The sequence below is a fragment of the Citromicrobium bathyomarinum genome (assembly GCF_038594485.1).
Taxonomy (GTDB): domain Bacteria; phylum Pseudomonadota; class Alphaproteobacteria; order Sphingomonadales; family Sphingomonadaceae; genus Alteriqipengyuania; species Alteriqipengyuania bathyomarina_A.
This window is the reverse complement of record NZ_JBCFZG010000001.1, coordinates 673594-695744: the sequence shown is the minus strand read 5'-3', so window position 1 is coordinate 695744 and position 22151 is coordinate 673594. Positions and strand designations below refer to the sequence as shown.

The 22151-nt window shown below is 63.8% G+C and carries 22 protein-coding genes and 1 tRNA gene; 19 read left to right on the top strand and 4 right to left on the bottom strand.

The genetic code is table 11. The features are described 5' to 3' along the window. Window positions 1–4 precede the first annotated feature (4 nt). The 10 genes from AAG591_RS03480 to AAG591_RS03435 all read left to right on the top strand — a co-directional run bounded on the left by AAG591_RS03480 (window position 5) and on the right by AAG591_RS03435 (window position 8355). Window positions 5–913 (top strand): TraB/GumN family protein, encoded by a 909-nt coding sequence (locus AAG591_RS03480; protein ID WP_342529580.1) that lies wholly within the window; start codon window positions 5–7, stop codon window positions 911–913. Window positions 914–1036: 123 nt separating this feature from the next. Then, window positions 1037–1714: a 50S ribosomal protein L25/general stress protein Ctc gene (locus tag AAG591_RS03475; RefSeq protein ID WP_342529579.1), complete on the top strand. Its 678-nt coding sequence runs from the start codon at window positions 1037–1039 to the stop codon at window positions 1712–1714. A 148-nt stretch (window positions 1715–1862) separates the two neighbouring features. After that, window positions 1863–2249, top strand: coding sequence for a hypothetical protein (locus AAG591_RS03470; protein ID WP_342529578.1), 387 nt, complete (start codon window positions 1863–1865; stop codon window positions 2247–2249). Between the two features lie 31 nt (window positions 2250–2280). Then, window positions 2281–2850 (top strand): aminoacyl-tRNA hydrolase, encoded by a 570-nt coding sequence (gene pth / locus AAG591_RS03465; protein ID WP_342529577.1) that lies wholly within the window; start codon window positions 2281–2283, stop codon window positions 2848–2850. A gap of 8 nt (window positions 2851–2858) precedes the next feature. Continuing rightward, on the top strand, window positions 2859–3473 hold the full coding sequence (locus AAG591_RS03460) for a CPBP family intramembrane glutamic endopeptidase (protein WP_342529576.1): 615 nt from the start codon (window positions 2859–2861) through the stop codon (window positions 3471–3473). Window positions 3474–3537: 64 nt separating this feature from the next. After that, window positions 3538–4638 (top strand): redox-regulated ATPase YchF, encoded by a 1101-nt coding sequence (gene ychF / locus AAG591_RS03455; protein WP_342529575.1) that lies wholly within the window; start codon window positions 3538–3540, stop codon window positions 4636–4638. A gap of 52 nt (window positions 4639–4690) precedes the next feature. After that, on the top strand, window positions 4691–6247 hold the full coding sequence (locus AAG591_RS03450) for an alkaline phosphatase D family protein (RefSeq protein WP_342529574.1): 1557 nt from the start codon (window positions 4691–4693) through the stop codon (window positions 6245–6247). Between the two features lie 51 nt (window positions 6248–6298). Continuing rightward, window positions 6299–7105, top strand: a complete 807-nt coding sequence (locus tag AAG591_RS03445) for a DUF1206 domain-containing protein (protein ID WP_342529573.1) — start codon at window positions 6299–6301, stop codon at window positions 7103–7105. A gap of 31 nt (window positions 7106–7136) precedes the next feature. Further along, entirely contained in the window at window positions 7137–7874 is a 738-nt protein-coding gene (locus AAG591_RS03440; protein WP_342529572.1) for a MauE/DoxX family redox-associated membrane protein, read from the top strand. 19 nt (window positions 7875–7893) lie between these two features. After that, on the top strand, window positions 7894–8355 hold the full coding sequence (locus tag AAG591_RS03435; protein WP_342529571.1) for a MaoC family dehydratase: 462 nt from the start codon (window positions 7894–7896) through the stop codon (window positions 8353–8355). Window position 8356: 1 nt separating this feature from the next. On the opposite strand, the gene AAG591_RS03430 is transcribed toward AAG591_RS03435, so the two are convergent. From AAG591_RS03430 to mutL, 3 genes are all read right to left on the bottom strand, one after another. Next, window positions 8357–8875: a hypothetical protein gene (locus tag AAG591_RS03430; RefSeq protein ID WP_342529570.1), complete on the bottom strand. Its 519-nt coding sequence runs from the start codon at window positions 8873–8875 to the stop codon at window positions 8357–8359. Window positions 8876–9053: 178 nt separating this feature from the next. Further along, entirely contained in the window at window positions 9054–9692 is a 639-nt protein-coding gene (locus AAG591_RS03425; protein ID WP_342529569.1) for a DUF3885 domain-containing protein, read from the bottom strand. A 110-nt stretch (window positions 9693–9802) separates the two neighbouring features. Beyond that, window positions 9803–11659 (bottom strand): DNA mismatch repair endonuclease MutL, encoded by a 1857-nt coding sequence (gene mutL / locus AAG591_RS03420; protein WP_342529568.1) that lies wholly within the window; start codon window positions 11657–11659, stop codon window positions 9803–9805. A gap of 191 nt (window positions 11660–11850) precedes the next feature. Here mutL and AAG591_RS03415 point away from each other — a divergent pair, with 191 nt between their 5' ends. The 9 genes from AAG591_RS03415 (at window position 11851) to AAG591_RS03375 (ending at window position 19924) form a co-directional block, all read left to right on the top strand. After that, the gene (locus AAG591_RS03415) at window positions 11851–12894 is read left to right on the top strand and encodes a rod shape-determining protein (protein WP_342529567.1); all 1044 of its coding nucleotides are present in this window, start codon (window positions 11851–11853) and stop codon (window positions 12892–12894) included. Between the two features lie 30 nt (window positions 12895–12924). Continuing rightward, complete coding sequence (gene mreC / locus AAG591_RS03410) at window positions 12925–13863, top strand: rod shape-determining protein MreC (protein WP_342529566.1); 939 nt, start codon at window positions 12925–12927, stop codon at window positions 13861–13863. Further along, a complete protein-coding gene (mreD, locus tag AAG591_RS03405; RefSeq protein WP_342529565.1) occupies window positions 13860–14417 on the top strand; it encodes a rod shape-determining protein MreD in 558 nt (185 codons plus the stop codon). The genes mreC and mreD overlap by 4 nt, the downstream gene beginning before the upstream one ends. Continuing rightward, window positions 14417–16489 (top strand): penicillin-binding protein 2, encoded by a 2073-nt coding sequence (mrdA, locus tag AAG591_RS03400; protein WP_342529563.1) that lies wholly within the window; start codon window positions 14417–14419, stop codon window positions 16487–16489. Before mreD ends, mrdA begins: the two co-directional genes overlap by 1 nt. Then, window positions 16486–17607: a rod shape-determining protein RodA gene (rodA, locus tag AAG591_RS03395; protein WP_342529561.1), complete on the top strand. Its 1122-nt coding sequence runs from the start codon at window positions 16486–16488 to the stop codon at window positions 17605–17607. Before mrdA ends, rodA begins: the two co-directional genes overlap by 4 nt. Before the next feature lie 107 nt (window positions 17608–17714). Next, window positions 17715–17790: transfer RNA gene (locus AAG591_RS03390), tRNA-Lys, on the top strand. Between the two features lie 73 nt (window positions 17791–17863). Then, window positions 17864–19132, top strand: a complete 1269-nt coding sequence (gene ribB / locus AAG591_RS03385) for a 3,4-dihydroxy-2-butanone-4-phosphate synthase (RefSeq protein ID WP_342529559.1) — start codon at window positions 17864–17866, stop codon at window positions 19130–19132. A 4-nt stretch (window positions 19133–19136) separates the two neighbouring features. After that, window positions 19137–19559: a 6,7-dimethyl-8-ribityllumazine synthase gene (gene ribH, locus AAG591_RS03380; RefSeq protein ID WP_342529557.1), complete on the top strand. Its 423-nt coding sequence runs from the start codon at window positions 19137–19139 to the stop codon at window positions 19557–19559. 56 nt (window positions 19560–19615) lie between these two features. Continuing rightward, entirely contained in the window at window positions 19616–19924 is a 309-nt protein-coding gene (locus AAG591_RS03375) for a hypothetical protein (protein WP_342529556.1), read from the top strand. A 24-nt stretch (window positions 19925–19948) separates the two neighbouring features. Here AAG591_RS03375 and AAG591_RS03370 read toward each other — a convergent pair whose 3' ends face one another. After that, window positions 19949–22033, bottom strand: coding sequence for a M13 family metallopeptidase (locus tag AAG591_RS03370; RefSeq protein ID WP_342529555.1), 2085 nt, complete (start codon window positions 22031–22033; stop codon window positions 19949–19951). Between the last annotated feature and the right edge of the window lie 118 nt (window positions 22034–22151).

Below are 22151 nucleotides of genomic sequence, written 5' to 3'. Positions count from 1 at the left end.
GTTCATGATGCTCCGCACCGTTATCCTTGCATTCCTTGCCTGCCTGACCGCAGCCTGCGGCGGGCAACCGGACGACCGCAAGGATGACCGGTCCGACAAGGGCAATCCCCTGTTGTGGGAAATTGCCCGCGCCGACGGAACCACCGAAGGCTGGCTGATGGGCACGATCCATGCGCTTCCCAACGATGCCAGGTGGCGCACCCGGGAAACGGATAATGCGATCGCGCGGGCCGATGTGCTGGCGGTCGAAGTGGCCGATGTCGGCGATGGCCGCGCGATGGCGAGTGCGTTCCTGCCGCTCGCCATGTCCGCTGGCCAACCGCCGCTGACAGAGCGTGTCCCGCCCCGGCAGCGGAAAAAGGTGGCGGAGCTGGTCGGCAAGACGAGCTATCGCCTCTCAGACTTCTCCCGGATCGAAAGCTGGGGCGCGGCGCTGATCCTGTCGCAGGCCGTGAAGACGGGCGCCAAGAGCGAAAACGGCATCGACCGCGCGCTGATTGCGGATTTCGCGAAACGCCGCGTGGTCGAGCTGGAAGGCGCCCCGGCGCAGTTTGCCGCCTTCGACGGATTGTCCGAACAGGCGCAGCGCGCGATGCTGGCCGCGATCGTAGAGGATTCGGGGGAATCGCCCGAGAAGCTTCGTGAACCGATCGATCTGTATCTCGCCGGCGATGCGGAGGGGCTCGAGAAGCTCACCCACGAAGGCATGCTCCGCAACCCCGAAATCCGCACCACCCTGCTGACCCGGCGCAACGCCGACTGGGCGGGAAAGATAGAGCGAATGCTTGCCGCAGAGCCGCTGCCGCTGGTCGCGGTGGGTGCCGCGCACATGGTGGGCGAGGATGGCCTTGTCGCCCAGCTGGAGGCTAAGGGATACCGCGTCACGCGTATCGGTGGGCGCGCCACGCCCTAGTGCCAAGCTTTACGGTTGCTTTTCTGCGCTGTTGCCCGTAACAGCGCGCGCCTCGGCGCCATGTGCATCCCTGGAGGCGTGGCGAGACCGAGCATAAATCCGTATTTCGAAAGGTAGTATACGATGAGCGACGCTCTGACCCTGCCGGCCGAGACGCGCGAACGGGCTGGCAAGGGAGCCTCCCGTGCACTGCGTCGCGAAGGCCGTGTCCCCGCCGTGATCTATGGCGGCAAGGAAGAACCCACCACGATCCACGTCGAAGAGCGCGAACTGGTCCGCCAGCTTGATCTCGGCCACTTCATGAACTCGATCATCGAGATCGAGATCGACGGCAAGAAGGTGCGCACCCTGCCCAAGGATGTGTCGCTTCACCCCGTGACCGATCGCCCCGAACACGTCGATTTCCTGCGCCTGTCGAAGGGCGCCAAGGTGGATGTGAGCGTCCCCGTCGTGTTCGTCGACGAAGAAGCTTCGCCCGGCCTCAAGAAGGGCGGCGTGCTCAACATCGTGCGTCACGAGCTCGAACTGGTCTGCGACGCGGACAAGATCCCGTCCGAGATCACGATCAGCGTCAAGGGCAAGGAAGTCGGCGACTCGATCCACATCAGCGAAGTCGAACTGCCCGGCGGCAGCGAGTCCGCGATCACCGATCGCGACTTCACCATCGCCACCTTCGTCGCTCCGTCGGCGCTCAAGAAGGCCGAAGGCGAAGGCTCCGATGAGGTTACCGAGACCGAAGTCATCGAACAGAAGGCCGACACGGTCGAAGGCGAAGACGACCAGGTCGTCGACGGCGAATAAGCCGCCCTTCCCTGCATTTCCGGAACGCCGGGCCTCATCGCGAGGTCCGGCGTTTTTGTTTGCCAAGACTGCGGGGCTGACGGGCTTTGTCATTTGTACCGCGCAGGTCTGCTTGGTAGCGTCGAGGCGACCTCATGAAAGGTATGCCATGCGGAATTTCTGGATTGCCGGAGTGCTCGCGAACCTGGCCATAAGTGCATCGCTGGCGCAGGCGCCGTCGAACGATGCCGCAATGGACGACCAGGATTATGCCGTGACCTATGCGGGAGAGATCGGCGTCGATCCCGCGGTTCTGTGCGAATATTTCTATCACCGCCAGCGCGCCGATTTCGTCCCGAGCGGAAACGCGATCGTCGATGCCGCGCTCGACGGTTACGTGGAAAGCGCAAGGCTTCTGAAGTCCGACATCCGTAAACGCTTGAAGCCGGATGCGTATGATCGGCAGTACGCGCTGGTCAAAACGACGCTGGATGGCGAGAAGATCGGCCTGTTCGACTGGAGCTGCAATCGGCTGCGTTACCGAGTGTCGGGGTGACGTTTCGATTCCGAGGCCGTAAGGCCCGGTCATGCAAATCTGGACCGGCCTCGGCAACCCTGGACCGCGCTACGCGCTTCACCGGCATAATGTCGGCTTCATGGCGTGCGACGTCATCGCCGAAAGCCACGATTTCGGCCCCGTGCAGAAGAAGTTCCAGGGCTGGGTGCAGGAAGGCCGCATCGGATGCGAGAAGGTGCTGCTGCTCAAGCCCGCGACCTTCATGAATGAGAGCGGCCGCGCGGTTGCAGAGGCGCTGCGCTTCTACAAGCTGGAGCCCGACGCGCTGACCGTGTTCCATGATGAGCTGGACCTTGCCCCGTTCAAGGTGAAGGTCCGGATGGGCGGCGGACTTGCCGGACACAACGGCTTGCGCAGCATCAACCAGCATCTCGGCCCCGATTTCCGCCGCGTGCGGATCGGCATCGGCCATCCGGGGCACAAGGACCGGGTGACCGGCCACGTACTCGGCAATTTCGACAAGGCGGAAATGGACGATCTGGCGGGCATGCTGGGCGCGATGGCGAGCGAGGCGCAGTGGCTGGCCGAGAGCGACGATGCGCGCTTCATGAACGATGTTGCGCTCAGGATGCAGGACTGAGGCCCGCGATGCCGGGCCGCGCGACACTGTTGTTATTGCTGACCGGGCAAACGCTGCTTTTTACGGCGATCGGCGTGGGTTTGTGGGTCGTGTCGGGTCGCCCTGCCCGATCCTTCGTCACCTTCGGGGCGGATGAATTCGCCGCGGGCGCATCGCTCGCCGGGGTACTCGTCGTGCTGGCGGCAGCGGTCTATTACGGCTTGCCGAAAGTCTCCGAATACCTCGTGCAGGCGCAGGCGAAGAACTTCGCGTTCCTCGAAAAGCGCCTGCCCCTCCCGGCCATTGTCTGGGTGGCTTTGGGCGCAGGGATTGGTGAGGAGGCGCTGTTTCGCGGCGGTGTGCAGACGATTGCTGCGGACTATGTCGGCATGCCGCTGGCCATCGCATTCGCCGCCGCGCTCTTTGCCGTGGTCCACTTTGCCCGGCCGCTGATTGCTGCGGTCATCTTCGCCATCGGCATTGTGTTCGGCTCCGTCTTCTGGATCACCGGCTCGCTGCTGACGGTGATGGTGGCGCACGCGCTCTACGATGTGTTCGCGCTGTGGTATGTCCAAAAGGAAATGCACCGGCTCGGCGTGTTTGCAGGCGAAGAAGGTATCAGCGCCGAGACAACATCGGACTAGGCATTGGCGGGCGCGGGCGTTACCAGCGGCCCCAACTCCATCCCCACCCCGACCAAGGATTATCATGGGTTTCAAATGCGGTATCGTAGGCCTGCCCAATGTCGGCAAGTCGACGCTTTTCAACGCCCTCACGCAAACGCAGGCCGCGCAGGCCGCGAACTATCCGTTCTGCACGATCGAGCCCAACGTGGGCCAGGTCGCGGTGCCCGACGAGAGGCTCGACACAATCGCCGCCATCGGGAAGAGCGCGAAGATCATCCATACGCAGTTGGCGTTCGTGGACATTGCGGGTCTGGTGAAAGGCGCGAGCAAGGGCGAAGGCCTGGGCAACCAGTTCCTCGCCAATATCCGCGAGGTCGATGCGATCGTCCACGTGCTGCGCTGCTTCGAGGATGACGACATCCAGCACGTGAGCAACAAGGTCGATCCCATCGCCGATGCCGAAGTGGTCGAGACCGAGCTGATGCTCGCCGACCTCGAAAGCGTCGAGAAGCGGGTCGAGAATGCCAAGCGCCGCGCGACCAGCGGCGACAAGGAGGCCAAGGCCCTGGCCAGCGTGCTCGGGCAGGCGCTCGAGTTCCTCAAGGACGGCAAGCCCGCGCGTCTGGTCGAACCGGGCGATGACGAGGAAGCGCGGCTGTTCGAACAGGCGCAGCTGCTCACCGCCAAACCGGTGCTCTACGTGTGCAACGTGGCCGAGGAAGACGCGGCCGAGGGCAATGCCCTGTCCAAGCTGGTCGCCGCGAAGGCCGAGGCCGAAGGCGCGCAGTCGGTCGTCGTTTCTGCCGCCATCGAATCCGAACTGGTCGAAATGGAACCGGAAGACCGCGCCGAATATCTTGGCGAGCTGGGCCTCGAAGAAAGCGGCCTCGCGAAGATCATCCGCGCCGGATACAAGCTGCTCGGCCTGCAGACCTTCTTCACCGTCGGCCCGAAGGAAGCGCGCGCGTGGACCTTCCCCGCCGGCGCCAAGGCCCCGCAGGCGGCGGGCGAAATCCACACCGATTTCGAACGCGGCTTCATCCGCGCCGAAACCATCGCCTTCGACGATTACGTTGCGCTGGGCGGCGAAGCCGGGGCGAAGGAAGCCGGAAAGCTGCGGCAGGAGGGCAAGGAATACCTCGTGCAGGATGGCGACATCATGATGTTCAAGTTCAACGTGTGACCGGCTAGCGCTGACACGCACCTGTCATGACCAACCCATAAGGGCCCGAAACATGCTCACCCGTCGCGCGCTCATCCGCTCCACTGCCGCAGGCGCCGCCGTGGCGGCATTCTCGTCTCCGTCGATCCTGCTCGCGCAGAGCTGGTTCCGCGAATACCCCTTCAAGCTGGGCGTCGCGTCGGGCGACCCGGCGAGCGACGGGTTCGTGATGTGGACCCGCCTTGCGCCCGAACCTTTCGAACCGCACGCGGGCGTGCCGATGTCCGCCCTCCCCGTCGACTGGGAAGTGGCGGAGGATGATCGCTTCCGCACCGTGGTCGCCAAGGGCACCGAGCTTGCCCGGCCCGAACTGGGCCATAGCGTCCATGCAGAGGTGTCGGGCCTCAAGCCAGATCGCCCCTACTGGTATCGCTTCACCATCGGTGCGGATCGCTCGCTGGTCGGGCGTGCGCGTACGCTGCCTCCTGCGGGTGCCGCCGTCTCGCAGCTGCGCTTCGGCGTGTGCGGATGCCAGCATTACGAGAGCGGCTTCTACACCGCCTACCGCGACATTGCGGAAGACGATCTGGCCTTCGTCTACCACTATGGCGATTTCATCTACGAGTACTCGTACGACTACAATTACGGGCCCGAGCGGCTGCCCGTCCCCAAGGTGCGCGAGCATCGGCTGCGCGAGGTCATTTCGCTGGACGACTATCGCCAGCATTATGCGCAGTACCTGATGGACCTCGACTTGCAGGCGGCGCGATCCTCGCAGGTGTTCCTGCAAAGCTTCGACGATCACGAGGTGGAGAACAACTGGGTCGACGATTACGCGCAGGACGGCTCGATCCCGCAGGACGTCTTCGCCCTGCGGCGGCAGGCGGCGATGCAGGCCTGGTACGAGAATATGCCGGTGCGCCGCCGGGCACTGCCGCATGGCCCGCTGTCGCTCGCCAACCGTCGGTTCGCTTTCGGCGATCTGGCATCGATCAGCGTGCTCGATACGCGCAGCTTCCGCTCCGACCAGCCGTGCGACGATCGCTGGGGCGTCGAGCCGTGCGAGGGCGTGTATGATCGCAACGCGACCGTGCTGGGCGCGGCGCAGGAAAAGTGGCTCGACGAGAACCTGATGCGCAAGGATGCCCGCTGGAACTGCATCGCGCAGCAGATCATGATGATGCCGCTCAACCGCCGCACCTACGACGACCAGCCCGAGCTGATGTACAACCTCGATAGCTGGGCCGGCTACAACACTCCGCGCGAACGGCTGATGAAGCGGCTCGCCAAGGTGGACAACGCCGTGGTGCTGACCGGAGACGAACATCAGAATTACGCCGGACTGCTGATGTCCGACGACAAGCCAGTGGGCGTCGAATGCGTGCTGACCTCGATCAGCAGCGGCGGCGACGGGCAGGACCAGCGCCCGGGCAGCGACCGCATCCTTGCCGAGAACCCGGAGCTCAAGTTCATCAACGACCAGCGCGGCTACGGCGTGTGCGAGGTGACGCCCGAAAGCTGGCGCACCGATTTCCTCGTCCTCGATCAGGTGTCGACGCCGGGCGGCACGCTTAGCCGCCGCGCCAGTGCCGAGGTCGAAGCCGGTTCGGCAAATCTCGCAATTACTTAAGTCCGGGCACAATAGCGCATCTGCCCCGTTGGCCATGAGAACCAAGGGGAGATGTTCGTGGTCGACAAGTCCGAAAAATTCAGCTGGCTCGTGCGGGTGGGCTATTTCAGCCGAGCGGTGCTCTATACCGTGGTGGGCCTGATCGCGCTGACCAGCGCGGGGCGTATTGCCGAAGGTACGGCAGGCATCTTCAAGGCGATCGAGGATTTCCCGGCGGGCGTCGTGATCCTGTGGATCATGGTGTTCGGCCTGTTCGGCTACGCGCTGTTCCGCTTCTGCTCTCCGTTGTTCGATATCGAGAACGAAGGCAGCGACGCCAAAGGCTGGGGCAAGCGGATCGGCCATGCGGGCAGCGCCATCGGACACCTCGCGCTGGCATGGTCCGCCTTCAAGTTCGCGACCAACAGGAATTCCGGTGGCGGCGGCGCGCAGGAGGCTGCAGCCGGCGTATTGGGTGTCGAGTTCGGCGGGGTCCTGATCGGCCTCCTCGGTCTCACCTTCTTCATCGCAGCGTTCAATCAGGCGAAGAAGGGCATCACCGGCAGCTTCATGAACCGTATCAGCCCGCAAGCGCCCGACTTCACCCGCTGGATCGGCGGTGCGGGATATCTTGCACGGGCGGTGGTGTTCGTCGTCATCGGGTGGTCGCTGGTCGGCGCCGGGTTCATGTCCAAGGGCAGCGATCAGGTGAAGACTATCGGCGATGCCGTGGCGAGCCTGGCGGATAACGGTATCTGGTTCACTATCACCGCGATCGGGCTGCTGCTGTTCGGCCTCTTCAGCTTCATTCTTGCCCGTTACCGGATCATTCCGGACCTTGGCAGCGAGGGCAAGGTACCCGAATTCCGGGCCGGTTGAAATATACCCCTGGGGGGTATATCTGAGTTCCATGGCAAAGACTGCAAAACTCTACCGCATGGTGATGGACAAGCATGTCTGTCCCTATGGCATCAAGTCCAAGGCGCTGCTCGAAAGCAATGGCTACACGGTCGAGGACCACCACCTCACCACGCGGGAAGAGACCGATGCGTTCAAGGCCGAGCACGATGTAAAGACGACCCCGCAGACCTTCATCGATGGTGAGCGGATCGGTGGTCACGACGATCTGCGCCGGTACTTCGACAAGCCGGTGAAAGACCCGGACGAGACCAGTTACCGCCCGGTGCTCGCCGTATTCGCCGTGGCGGCGGCGCTCGCGGTCACGCTCAGCCTGGGCGTGCTCGACGGTCTTTCGGTCCGCACGATCGAATGGTTCGTCGCGTTCTCGATGGCGATGCTCGCCATGCTCAAGCTGCAGGACGTCGAGCAGTTTTCGACCATGTTCGTCGGCTACGACCTGCTGGGGCGAAAGTGGGTGCCCTATGCCTATGCGTACCCGTATTTGGAGGCGCTGGCGGCGGTACTTATGGTGGGGCACCTGCTGCCCTGGCTGTCGATCCCCATCGCGCTGTTCATCGGTACGGTCGGCGCGGTCAGCGTGTTCTATGCGGTCTATGTGCAGAAGCGCGAGATCAAGTGCGCCTGCGTCGGCGGTGGCAGCAATGTGCCGCTTGGCTTCGTTTCGCTGACCGAGAACCTCGCGATGATTGCCATGGGAATCTGGATGCTGCTACGCGCACTCCTCTGACCACCCGAGGGCGTTATCCATGCAGTATTTCGAGGATCTGGAAGTCGGCACCAAGGCGTCTTTCGGCCATTACGAGGTTACCCGCGAAGAGGTGATCGAATTCGCCTCCAAGTACGATCCGCAGCCCTTCCATCTCGACGACGAGGCGGCGGCGCAGACCTATTTCGGGCGGCTATCGGCCAGCGGATGGCACACCTGCGCGATGACTATGCGCATGATGGTCGAACATTTCTCGACGCAGCAGATGGCTTCGCTCGGGTCGCCGGGAATAGACGAGATGCGCTGGCACAAGCCGGTCTATCCGGGCGACACGCTGCGGGTGGAATCGGAGCTGATCGAGAAGCGGCAATCCAAATCGAAGCCGCACATGGGCTTCACCAAGACGCGCCAGACGACGTTCAACCAGCACGACGAACCGGTGATGTCGATGGTGGGCAACGGGATCATTCGCGTGCGCGATCCCGAAGCCCCCACTGACTGACCTATCCGCCGCAGGCGACGCGGCCCTCGCTGCTCGCCACTTCGCGGTCGTAACCGTCGAGCATCGTGAGCGACGCGGGCGCGACCCAGTTGTTGTCGCCCTCGCCAACCTCTTTCGCGGCTTCGTCGATCGTCATGCGCAGCGAATAATTGCGCCCGTCGTATTTCACCCGCGTTCCAAAGGGGCCTTCCTTGCTGCCCGCGTCGGCGGCAAGCCGCTGGATGCTGCCTTCGAACTTCACGAAGCCCATGCTGTCGCCTAGGATGGCGAAGGGGTCTTCCTCGCCGCCGGGCGTGAAGGAGCACCCTGCCCCCTCCATCGCGCTGTTTTTGGTGATGTCCTCGTAAGTGATCGGCTGAAGCGCCAGTTCGACGGGCGGCGGCGTCTGCTGCGCGATCACCTGCGCCACGGCTTCCGCATCGGCGCGATCCTTCGCCTCGGTATCCCCCGGCTCGTTAGAACACCCCGCAATGCCCAGTGCTGCGACCAGCCCGACTCCAAACCCCATCCCCAAACGCATCAATGTCTCCCCCGAGCATTTTATCTAATGTGTTGGATGACAGACCATTTTCGCGCCGCGAGAGCAAGGGCGGGGTGCGCTTTTCGATGCGCCAGAGTCGTCGGTCGCTTCGAGGCTCGGAGGGGGGAACCTGCTACGTCAGGTTATGGGGTGGCAAGCGGACTTCCCCGGCGGTGCATTAAACCGCGAACTTCGCGTCCATCTCGGCGCGGTCATAGTCTAAGAGCCATGAATTGAACTCTCTGTAAATCGACGAAAGCGCCGAGCCAGTCGGTCCAATCACATCCATCCCTCTGTCGTCATAAGCAGTGAGAGCGAGCCGCTTATGGATGTCGGCTATGTGAATCGTATCAATCCAACGCGCCTTGGGCCTGATATCCATTTCTCGAGCGACACTTGCCCACAGAAGAGCGGTGACCGATGCTTCGTCATTGGTAAACTGCGCCGCATACCAATAACGATAGAGGTCTCCGCCGAACTCGGCGATATGATCCTGATCGTTTTCCGCGACCTTGGCAGGCGTCCCAAAAGGATGCCGAAAGCCAATCTGCTCCAACTGCCGGATCGCCGCCAACTGCCGTCTCGTAGCGCATTTCTCTCCGTAGACAGAAACTATCGCAACCAGTGTGTCGGAATCTAGAAATAGGGATGAAGCGACGGTTCTCGCGCGGTCGAGAGCTTGGAGGAAGCGGAGCGTCCCCTCCAGTTCGCCGCCCAATTCAAATCGGAGGCCAAACGGAGCGTGATAGAACATGCCGCCGGGAAAGCCCCGCCAACCAAAAGCAGTATCTATTGTTTTTATTGGGTCCGAGATCATTTCCCCGACTTAATGGATCGTCCTGAGTTCCGCTATGGTGTCGATAGCCGACAGTCCGTTTCCCGAACGAAAGCCGATCACGGGATCCTGTCTCGCCCCCCTCCGCGCGCCTAATGCCGGCCGAACAGTTTCTCGACTTCTTCCATCGACAGCTTCACCCAGGTCGGGCGGCCGTGGTTGCATTGGCCCGAGCGCGGGGTGCGCTCCATTTCGCGCAGGAGCGCGTTCATTTCCTCGACGTGCAGGGTGCGCCCTGCCCTGACCGATCCGTGGCACGCCATGGTCGCGAGGACGTATTCGATCTTCTCGGTCAGGAGGAGCGAGCCGCCCCCCTCGCCCGAACCGTCGATTCCGTTCTTCGCCAGATCGTCGGCAATGTCGCGCAGCAGCGCGTGCGGGTCGGCCTTGGGCAGTGCGTGCGGCAAGCTGCGCACGAGCATGGCGGCGGGGCCGAAGCGTTCGATCGCGAGGCCCATCCGGTCGAGATCGACGGCGATCGCTTCGAGCCTGTCGCACTCGGCCTCCGACAATTCGACGACCTCGGGCATCAGCAGCGCCTGGCTGCGTGATGCGGCGGCGCCCGCATCGGCATTGCGCAGCCGTTCGAGCGTCAGCCTTTCGTGCGCCGCGTGCTGATCGACCAGCACCAGCCCGTCGGCCGCTTCGGCGACGATATAGGTGTTGGCGATCTGCCCGCGCGCGATGCCGAGGGGATAGTCGGGCGCGTCTTCAAGCGGGGCCTCCGCTTCGATCGCGCGGCCTTGCGGCGCGCCGAATGCCAGTGAAGCTTCGCGCAACAAGAGCCCCTCCCCTTGAGCGAAGGGGGTGGGGTGAGGTGTGCCAGGCCATGCGGGAGAAGGCGCAGCCCCCTCCCCTAACCCCTCCCCATATGGGGAGGGGGATAGCGGCTCGGCCTGCCACTTCGCCATCGCCGAGGCATCGGGTGCCTGTGCGCTGCGCTTGTCTCCGGTGGAGAGTGCCGCGCGCAGTCCGCCGACGATCATCCCGCGCACGCCCTGCGGATCGCGGAAGCGCACCTCGCTCTTGGCCGGGTGGACGTTCACGTCGACATCTTCGGGCGGCAGGTCGAGGAACAGCGCGAGCACCGCGTGACGGTCGCGCGCGAGCATTTCGGCATAGGCCCCGCGCACCGCGCCCACCAGCAGCCGGTCCTTCACCGGGCGTCCGTTGACGAACAGGTACTGATGGTCCGCCACGCCCCGGTTGTAGGTCGGCAGGCCCGCGAGCCCGGTCAGCGTCATATCGCCGCGCGCGAGGTCGATCGGCACCGAATTGTCCTGCAACTCGCGCGCGATCAGCTGGACCACGCGATCGGGCAGCGACTCGCCCCGCTGGAGCTGGAGGCTTCGGCGGCCATTGTTGGAGAAAGTGAAGCCCACCTCGGGCCGCGCCATCGCGAGGCGGCGGACGATATCCTGACACGCGGCATATTCGCTGCGCGGGGTGCGCAGGAACTTGCGGCGCGCGGGCACCTCGCGGAAGAAATCCTCGATCCGCGCACGGGTGCCGGGCGGGAGCGCGGCAGGCTTGTCTTCCAGCACGCGCCCGTGATCGACGACTCGCCGCCAGCCCTGCTCCGCATCGTGCGGGCGACTTTCGAGCGTGAAGCGCGCCACACTGGCAATGCTCGGGAGTGCCTCGCCGCGAAAGCCGAGCGTGGCGACTCGCTCCAGCGCGTGCCCTTCCCCGACCAGGTCTTCGGGCAGTTTCGAGGTTGCATGCCGTTCGAGCGCGAGCGCGAGCGCGCCCTGATCCATCCCGCAGCCATCGTCGACCACTTCGATCGCACCGATCCCGCCATCTTCCAGCGACACGGCAATGCGCGTCGCCCCGGCGTCGATCGCATTCTCCAGCAATTCCTTGAGTGCGGCGGCCGGACGCTCGATAACTTCACCCGCAGCAATGCGGTTGATCAGCGCTTCTGGCAGTCGTCTGATGGTGGGCATTTGCCGTGGGATAGTCGAAGCGGTGGAAAAATTCGACGGGCTCCGCGCACTTACGCCCATTTTCTGCTTAAAAGCATCGCGTTTTTCGCTAGGGGACGATAGAGGCCTCGCTTGCAAGCCCGGCTGAACCGGCTCGTCCCTTCAACCCCAGTCAAGGCCGATCGCGCAATCGGTACGGAATACATATAGCTATGGGTTTCTTCTCGAATCTTCTGAAGTTCGGTACGCAGAACATGGCGATCGATCTCGGCACCGCAAATACGCTGGTCTACGTGCCCGACCAGGGAATCATCCTTAACGAACCTTCGGTGGTTGCCATCGAGACGCTCAACGGGATCAAGCGGGTCAAGGCCGTTGGCGACGATGCCAAGATGATGATGGGCAAGACGCCCGACTCGATCGAGGCGATCCGGCCGCTGCGCGATGGGGTGATCGCGGACATCGAAATCGCGGAAGAAATGATCAAGCACTTCATCCGCAAGGTGCACGGGAAGCGCAGCCTGTTCCGCTATCCCGAAATCACCATCTGCGTCCCCTCGGGCTCGACCTCGGTCGAACGTCGCGCGATCCGCGATGCGGCGAGCAACGCCGGCGCGAGCGCGGTGTACCTGATCCTCGAACCGATGGCCGCCGCGATCGGCGCCGACATGCCCGTGACCGAGCCTGTGGGTTCGATGGTGGTCGACATCGGCGGCGGCACGACCGAAGTCGCGGTGCTTTCGCTGCGCGGTCTCGCCTACACCACCTCGGTCCGCACCGGCGGCGACAAGATGGACGAGGCGATCGTTTCCTACGTGCGCCGACACCATAACCTGCTGATCGGCGAATCGACCGCAGAGCGGATCAAGAAGGATTATGGTGTGGCCGTGGCCCCCGCCGACGGGATCGGTGAATCGATCACGATCAAGGGTAGGGATCTCGTAAATGGTGTTCCGAAAGAGATCACCATCAATCAGTCGCATATCGCCGAAGCGCTGAGCGAGCCTATCGGTGCGATCGTCGAAGGCGTCCGGATCGCGTTGGAAAACACCGCACCCGAACTCGCTGCCGACATCGTGGACCAGGGAATCGTCCTCACCGGCGGCGGTGCGCTGATCACCGGGCTGGACGAGCACCTGCGCGAAGAAACGGGCCTGCCCGTCAGCATCGCGGAAGATCCGCTTTCGTGCGTCGCGATCGGCACCGGTCGGGCGATGGAAGACCCGGTGTTCCGCGGCGTGTTGATGACAGCCTGAGGCGGCAAGCCTTAACGGTACGGAGGGAATATGGCCCTGTCGGGGTCGAAGCAGCGGATATCGGGGCACTCCAAGAAGGCCCAGTACGGGGCCTTCACCGGCTACGTGCTGGTCGTGCTCGCGATTCTTCTCGGCATTGCGCTGCTGACGGTCTCGCTGGTCCAGCCGACCACGTTCAGCGGGCTGCGCGGGCTGTTCAGCGATGCGACGCAACCGGTATCGCGCGCCAACGCGGCGGGCCGGAGCGGCGGGCGCGGCTTTATCGACTCGGTCCAGGGCTTCCTGGAAGCAGGCCAGCAAAACGCCGATCTCAAGAAAGAGGTCGAGATTGCGCGCATACGCCTGGCCGAAGCCAAGGCGGTCGAGGAAGAAAACCGCCGCCTCAAGGCATTGCTTGGGCTGCAGACGACCGACGTGAAGCCGGTTGCGGTCGCGCGCCTGGTCGGGTCGAGCAGTTCGAGCACGCGCCGCTTCGCCTATCTCGGCGCAGGCCGGTCCTCGGGCGTCAAGCCCGGCATGCCGGTGCGCAGCGAGCGCGGTATCGTGGGCCGCGTGCTGGAGGCTTCGCGCAGTTCGGCGCGGGTGCTGCTGATCACCGATAGCGAGAGCGTGCTGCCCGTGCGCCGCGCGGGCGACAACACGGTCGCCTTCGCCGAGGGGCGCGGCGACGGCCTGATCAACATTCGCCTGATCAATCTCGGCATCAATCCATTGAAGCGAGGCGACGTGTTCGTGACCAGCGGCGCTGGCGGTCTCTACCGTCCGGGCATCGCGGTCGCCATCGTGACCCGCCTGACCGACGACGGCGCCGTCGCGCGGATCATCAGCAATCCCGCCGCGACCGACTTCGTGGCGGTCGAGCCCCTGTGGCAGCCGGACGCGCGGCGCGGCGCGGCAACCCCGATCGAGGAATCCCTGGGCACCAACGACACGGTCGACGGAGGGGCGCAAGAGCCCGAGGCCCAATGATCGACCGGCGCGCCTACAAGACCCGGCGCGGCAAGAGTGGTCGCCAGATCAACCGGGATCAGTCGCCGTTCCTGCTCGTCGTCGTTCCGTGGGCGACGATCCTGCTCGCGTCCTATTTGCAGAGCATCCCCATCGCCACCGCCGGGCCGCTCCTGCCGCCGCTCGGTTTCCTCTTCCTGCTCGCCTGGCGGCTGCTGCGCCCCGGCGTACTTCCGATCTGGTCGGGTATCGTTTTCGGCATGTGCGACGATCTGTTCAGTGGCCAGCCATTCGGCTCTGCTATCCTCCTGTTCTCCGCAACGATGCTGGTGATCGAGATCATAGACATTCGCTTCCCCTGGCGCGGTTTCGCCCAGGATTGGGCGATCGCAGCGGGTATCGCCGTGGTCTACATCATCGCGACCACGCTGGTTTCGGGCAGCCGGCTTACGCTGCCGCTATTCGCCAGCGTCGTGCCGCAATTGCTGCTCTCCATCGTCGCCTACCCCTTCATCGCGTTCATCGTTTCGAGACTGGACAGACTTCGTAATATGCGTTTGCGGACCATCGCCTGATGCCCCTCGGCCTGACCAAGAAAATTCTCAACGAAAGCGTGCTGACCGACAGTTTCGACCGGCGCAGCTTTGCGCTCGGCCTGGGCGGTCTGTCGGTGGGCATGCTGCTCGCCGGGCGGATGGGCTATCTCGCGATTGCCGAGAACGACAAATACGCGGTCGAAAGCGAGAGCAACCGCGTCAACCTGACGCTGATCCCGCCGCGCCGTGGGTGGATACTCGATCGCAATGGCGCACCGCTCGCCTCGAACCAGGCCGACTTCCGCGTCGACATCATTCCGGAGCGTTTGCAGGACCGCGTGCGCGAGCTCGACACGCTGGGCAAGCTGCTGGGTCTCGACGAAGCCAAGATGCGCGATCTGCATGCCAAGATCGACGAATCTGCCGGCTATGCGCCGATCGAGGTCGCCAGCGGGCTCGATTACGACAAGTTCGCCGCGGTCAGCATCCGCCTGCCCGAGCTGCCCGGCGTCGTCCCGCAGCGCGGCTTTTCGCGCTACTATCCCACCGGCCCCTCTGTCGGGCACCTGATCGGCTATGTCGGCGCAGCCAGCCGTGAGGAGTTCGAGAAGGACCGCAGCCCGCTGCTGATCACGCCGGGTTACAAAATCGGCAAGGACGGGCTCGAAAAGCAGTTCGAGCAGACGCTGCGCGGCAAGCCCGGTGCTCGGCGTGTCGAGGTGACCGCCTCGGGCCGGATCGTGCGCGATCTCAGCACCCGTCCCGATGTGCAGGGCGACCCGATCAAGCTGACCATCGACGGCCCCTTGCAGGATTATGCAGCGCGGCGTCTGGGCCTGGAAAGCGGATCGGTGGTGGTGATGGATTGCCGTAGCGGCGATCTGCTCTGCATGGCCTCGATGCCCAGTTTCGATCCCAACAGCTTTTCCGACGGGATCGGCAGCGTCGAATACGCGATGCTGAGCGAAAACGACCGGGTGCCGCTGCGCAACAAGGTGCTCAAGGGCCTCTACCCGCCCGGATCGACCGTGAAGCCGATGCATGCCATGGCGTTCATGCACGAAGGCATCGACCCCGATGAAACGATCATCTGCGGCGGCGGGCGGCGGATCGGCAACCGCTTCTTCAACTGCTGGAGCAACCACGGCCGCGTCGACATGGCCAAGGGCATCTACCAGAGCTGCGACAGCTATTTCTATCACTTCGCGCAGAAGGTCGGGTTCGACAAGGTCGCAGATTATGCCCGTCGCTTCGGCCTCGGGCAGGAATTCGACCTGCCCGTCGCCAGCCAGTTTTACGGGACCGTCCCCGATCCGGCGTGGAAGCTGAAGAAATACGACCAGCAGTGGCAGCCCTACGACACGGTCAACGCCTCGATCGGCCAGGGCTATTACCTTGCCAGCCCGTTGCAGCTGGCGGTCATGGCAACCCGTATCGCGACGGGCCGCCATTTCGAACCGGCCCTGATCAAGACCGACAAGCCCAAGCCCGCGCCATCGCTCGATTTCAAGCCCGACCAGATCGCCTATATCCGCAAGGCGATGAGCGATGTGGTCAACGGCCCGGGTACGGCGGGCCGCGCCCGTTTGCCGATCGAGAACGTCCTGATCGCGGGGAAGACGGGGACGGCGCAGGTCGTCTCGCTGAGCATTTCCAACGGCAAGACCGGCCCGTGGAAATATCGCGACCACGGCCTGTTCATCTTCTTCGCCCCGTTCGACAATCCGCGCTATGCCGGTGCGGTGGTGATCGAGCACGGCGGCGGTTCTGGCGCGGCCTACCCCATCGCTCGCGACGTGATGACCTTCATGTTCGACCCGCAAAAAGGCCTCGATGCGCTGACCGCGCTGGAGAAGGAATGGGGCGGCACCGCGCAGGAACGGCTCCAGCGCCGCTACGCCGAATACGCACGCGCAGCGGGCGAGGCGGTCCCGGCCAGCCCGCCCGCCGATCGCGAAATTCAGGCGCGCGTCGACGCCGAAGCCCGGCTTGAGGCGCAGCGCAGCGAAGCGTTCGCGCGCAAGAATCCGCGCCGTGCTCGCCGCCCCGAAGAGCCCGATCAGCAGGCGCCGGGCACCAATCAGCAGGCACCTGCGGGAGACGCGGAATGAACTCTGTAATTCCGGCACCCGTCGCCAATCAGCCATGGTCGATGCTGATTCCCCTGATCCTGCTGACCTGCTTCGGCTCGGCCGTGCTGTATTCGGCGGCGGGGGGCAGCTTTTCGCCTTTCGCATCGACACATCTGCTGCGCTTCGCGATTTTCATGGTGGTCGCGCTGGTCATCGCGAGCCTGCCGCGCGATTTCGCCAAATTCGTCGCCTATCCCGCTTATGTCGCCGTGCTGGTCCTGCTGCTGGGCGTTGAGGCGATGGGTGCGGTCGGCGGGGGGAGCCAGCGCTGGCTCGAGATCGGACCGATCCGTATCCAGCCTTCCGAATTGATGAAGCCGACGGTGGCGCTCGCCCTCGCCCGGTTCTACGATACGCTTCCGACGGGCATGTTCTCGTCCTGGCGGGCGCTGCTGCCCGCCGGGGTGATCATCGTGATGCCCGCGCTGCTCGTGCTGATGCAGCCCGATCTGGGTACCGCGCTGGCGATTGTATTCTCTGGCGCGGTGGTGATGTTCCTCGCAGGCCTGCCGATGAGCTGGTTCCTGGGCGCCGGTGCCGCTGCCGCAGTAGCCGTGCCGCTGGCGTACAACTTCGCGCTCAAGCCCTACCAGCAGCGGCGCGTGACCACCTTCCTCGATCCCGAAAGCGACCCGCTGGGAAGCGGCTATCACATCACCCAGTCCAAGATTGCGATCGGATCGGGCGGGTTCACCGGCAAGGGTTTCAACGAAGGCTCGCAGAGCCACCTGCAATACCTGCCCGAACCGCACACCGACTTCGTCTTCGCGACGATGGCGGAAGAATGGGGCTTCCTTGGCGGGGTGTTCGTGCTCGTCTGCTTCGGCCTGATCCTGTATTGGGGCCTGAAAGTCGCGCGCAACGCCAACAACCGGTTCGACCGGCTGCTGGCGGCGGGCATGGTTGCGACGATGTTCTTCTACATCGCGATCAATCTGATGATGGTCATGGGCATGGCGCCCGTGGTGGGCATCCCCCTGCCCTTCATGAGCCACGGCGGTTCGTCGATGATGACCAACATGCTGTGCCTCGGCGCGCTGATGATGATCCATCGCTGGACGACGCAGGGTCGCGGCGGCGGCCTGTTGTCGACCTGAACCGAGCCGTTCGGGCGATTGCGGTAATTTGGGGGCTTGCACCTTTCGCCACAGCGATTATGTGCACCGCTCCGCCGACGAATCGGCGCGCGGTTTTGCCCGCATGTGGACGCATAGCTCAGTTGGTAGAGCAGCTGACTCTTAATCAGCGGGTCCTAGGTTCGAGCCCTAGTGCGTCCACCATTTCCCTCCTTTGTGATCAGAATGTGATCCGAGGGTTCCGTAATCACATTCTAATGTGATACCTGTCGCCGCCATGAGCGAATCAACCATCATCCGCGTCCGCGACGCTATCGCGTCCGGCGCCATGACCCGCGCCGCTCTCGCCCGTGCGGCGGGGCTTCATGCGAACACGCTGCGCGACTGCGCCGAGCCGGACTGGAACCCCACGGCCGAAACGCTGCGCAAGCTCGACGCCTTTCTCGACGCGCAGGAAGACGCGCCGGTGCTGGTCGGGATCGAGGAGATCATCGAGGAAGCTCGCAACGGCCGCATGTTCGTGCTGGTCGACGACGAGGACCGCGAGAACGAGGGCGATCTCGTCATCCCCGCGCAGATGGCAACGCCCGATGCGGTCAATTTCATGGCGACCCACGGACGCGGTCTGATCTGCCTGACGCTGCAGCGCCAGCGCGTCGAGGCACTCGGCCTCGAACTGATGAGCCGCAGCAATGGCAGCCGCCACGAAACCGCCTTCACCGTCAGCATCGAAGCGCGTGAAGGCGTCACCACCGGGATCAGCGCCGCAGACCGCGCGCGCACCGTTGCCGTGGCGATCGACCCTACGCGGGGCGCGCAGGATATCGTCACCCCGGGCCACGTTTTCCCGCTGATTGCGCGCGATGGCGGCGTGCTGGTCCGCGCTGGCCATACCGAGGCGGCAGTCGATATCTCGCGCCTTGCCGGGCTCAACCCTTCGGGCGTGATCTGCGAGATCATGAACGACGACGGCTCGATGGCGCGTCTCGAAGACCTGATCGACTTTGCTCGCCGCCATAAGCTCAAGATCGGGACGATCCGCGACCTGATCGAATACCGGATGAAGCACGACCATCTGGTCGAGCGCGCGGGCGAGAGCACCTTTACCAGCCAGCATGGCGGCGAATGGCGCGCGATCAATTATCGCAGCACGGTCGATGGCAGCGTGTCCGTGGTGCTTCAGAAGGGGCGTGTGCTGCCCGATGAGCCGACGCTGGTCCGCATGCATCGCATCTCGCTGTTCGACGATGTGCTCGGCCGGGAGGGCGACAAGCGCGACACCCTGCAGCGCGCAATGCGCGTAATCGGTGAGGAGGGAAGCGGGCTGATCGTGTGCCTGATGCCCGGCCAGCCCGAAAACCTGCGCCGCGAAGTGGCAGGCACGCCGGAGTCGGGCGAAACCTTGCGCGAATACGGTATCGGCGCACAGATACTTGCCGATCTCGGCGTGTCCGAAATGACCCTGCTTTCCAATTCCCACCGCAATGTCGTCGGCCTTGAAGGCTACGGCATCTGTGTAGTGGGCGAACGTCCTATTCCGGAGTGATCCTGTGGCAAAATTCCTGATCGTCGAAGCGCGCTTCTACAGCCATCTCAATGACCAGCTGATCGAAGGCGCGCGCGCGGCGCTGGAGGAAGCCGGGCACCAGACCGAGGTGCTGACCGTCCCCGGTGCGCTCGAAATTCCCGGTGCCATCGCGCTGGCGGCGGAGAGCGGCCAGTACGACGGCTTCGTCGCCATCGGCGTGGTGATCCGGGGCGAGACCTATCATTTCGAGATCGTCGCTGGCGAGAGCGCGCGCGCGATCATGGCGCTGACGATGGACGGGATCGCGATCGGCAACGGCATCCTGACCGTCGAGAACGAGATCCAGGCGCAGGTCCGCGCCGATCCGGCGCAGAAGAACAAGGGTGGCGAGGCTGCCCAGGCCGCCATCGCGCTGCTCGACATTGCGCAGCGGTTCACGCGCTGAAGCTAACCTTTGCGTAATCGAGTGCCGTAGCCCGCCCCTCGCGAATTGGGGTGGCCATGAACGGACCGCTCGAATGGATCGCCGCCATCGGCACGATGATTGCCGCCGGGATGATTGCCGCAGACCTTGGCCGCAAGGCCACCGGTTGGGGCTTTGTGCTGTTCTGCGCGGTGGCGGTGACGTGGGTGGTGTCCGGCATCATCGAAAATGCGATGCCGATCGCAGCGATGAACGCGATCCTGCTGCTGATCAACGCATGGGGCGTGTGGCAGTACCTGCTCAGCCCGAAGAACCGAAAGAAGATCGAGAAGCTCGAAGAGCTCGAGCAAGAGGCCGAAGAGGAAGTGGAGGCGGAGGAGAGCTAGCCCCCCTCCCCCGCCGATTTGGGATTACCAGATCTTCACGCGCTGGTCGGGCGCGAGGTACAGCTTGTCGCCTTCCTTCACATCGAACGCCTTGTACCAGGCATCCATGTTGCGCACGGTCAGCGCACGGTACTGGCCCGGCGCATGGCCGTCGGTCGCGATCCGCTGGCGCAGCGCCTCTTCGCGCATCTTGGTCGCCCAGGTCTGCGCGTAGGCGATGAAGAAGCGCTGGTCGCCGGTGAAGCCGTCGATCACGGGCGCTTCCTTGCCACCGAGCGATGCGTGATACGCATCGTAGGCAGCCTGCAAACCTGCCAGATCGGCGATGTTCTCGCCCAGCGTCAGTTCGCCCTTCACGTTGACACCGGGGTACGGCTCGTACGCGTCATACTGCTTGGCCAGCGCCAGGCCCGCTTCTTCGAACTTCTTGCGGTCGGCATCGGTCCACCAGTCGCGCATCGCGCCGGTGGAATCGAATTCGGCCCCATTATTGTCGAAGCTATGGCTGATCTCGTGGCCGATGACCGCGCCGATTGCGCCGTAGTTATAGGCCGGGTCCGCCTTGGGATCGAAGAACGGAGGCTGGAGGATCGCCGCCGGGAAGTTCAGCGCGTTCTGAACCGGCAGGTTCACCGCGTTGACCAGCTGCGCGTTCATCCACCACTCACCCTTGTCGAGCGGCTTGCCCACCTTGGCAAGCTGCTGCTTGTAACGCAGCTTTTCGGCTGCCTGTACGTCGCCGTAGGCATCGCCTTCCTTGATGGTCAGCTTGTCGTAGTCGGTCCAGGTGTCGGGATAGCCGACACCCACTTCCATGGTTTCGACCTTCTTCTTGGCTTCGGCCTTGGTGTCGGGCGCCATCCATTCGACCGCGTCGATCCGCTTGGCGAAGGCATCCTTGATATTGTCGGTCATGCCCTTGATCTCGGCCTTGGCCGAGGCGGGGAAGTACTTCTCGACATAGAGCTTGCCCAGCGCATCGCCCATGTAGGCGTTGACCGCAGCGAGAGCGCGCTTGTCGCGCGGGCGCTGCTGTTCGGTGCCGGACAGGGTCATGCCATAGAAATCGAAGCTCAGCTGATCGAGCTTGGTCGGCAGAACGGAGGTGTTGGAATTGATCTGGTGGAACACCAGCCAGTCCTTCCACGCGTCCAGCGGCTCGCTTTCGACCAGCTTGGAAAGCCCGGTGATCGCGCTCGGGTGATAGGCGTCGAAGGTCTTGAAGCTTCCGAGCTGCGCGGCCTTGAAGAACGCGTCCCAGTCCATGCCCGGCGCCTTCGCCTTGAAATCGTCCTGCGACCAGAGCGAGCTTGCGGTGGCCCAATCGTCGCTGGCTTCGCGGCTGACGTGGGCCTTGGCGATCTTCATTTCCAGATCGTAGATGCGCTTCGCCTTGGCATCGGCATCCTCGACCTTCGCCGCCTTCAGCAGGTTGGCGATGTAGGTCTGATAGTCACCGCGCAGGCTGGCCATCTTGGCGTCTGAGGAGAGGTAATATTCCCGCTCTGGCAGGCCGAGGCCGCCTTGCAGGATGTAAGGCACCACTTCGCCGCCCTTCAGCGCCTGCGTCACGAACACCCCGAACAGGTTTTCGGTCGCGAAATTGGTCGCGTTGAGCGGGTCGACATCGGCGCGCACCTGGCTGCCGAGTACCTTGGCCAGCTGCTGCTTGTCCGAAATGCCCTCGAAACGGTTGAGGTCGGCCTGGATCGGCTTCATGCCCGCAGCGTCAATCGCCTTGGTGTCGAGGAACGCCTCGTAGAAGTCCTTCACCTTGGCCGCATCGGTGCCCGGCTTGGGATCGGATTTGACGATCTCGTCGATCAGCGCGGCAATGTTCTTCTCGGTCTGCTGGTCGGCGATGTAGAATCCGCCGACGCTCGATCGGTCTGCCGGAATCTCGGTTTCGTCGTACCACTTGCCGTCGGCGTAGCGGAAGAAGTCGTTACCCGGCTCGACCGATGTGTCCATCCAGTCCTTGCGGATGCCAAGCTCGGTGCCGGGGGTTGTCGCGACCTCTTCGCTCCCGGGCAGATCCTTGCAGGCAACCGGGCCAAGCGTTGCGACGGCGGTGCCGAGCATCAGCGCGGCAATTAGGCGTGTTTTCATGGGGAATCCCTCGCGGCCCGGCAGAGTGTCGGGTCTTCTGCGGCCATCGACTTAAGCTTCGCGCAACCGCGCAGCAATCGCGGCTCGTCGAAAACGCAGGGGGATTGGTCGAATTTCC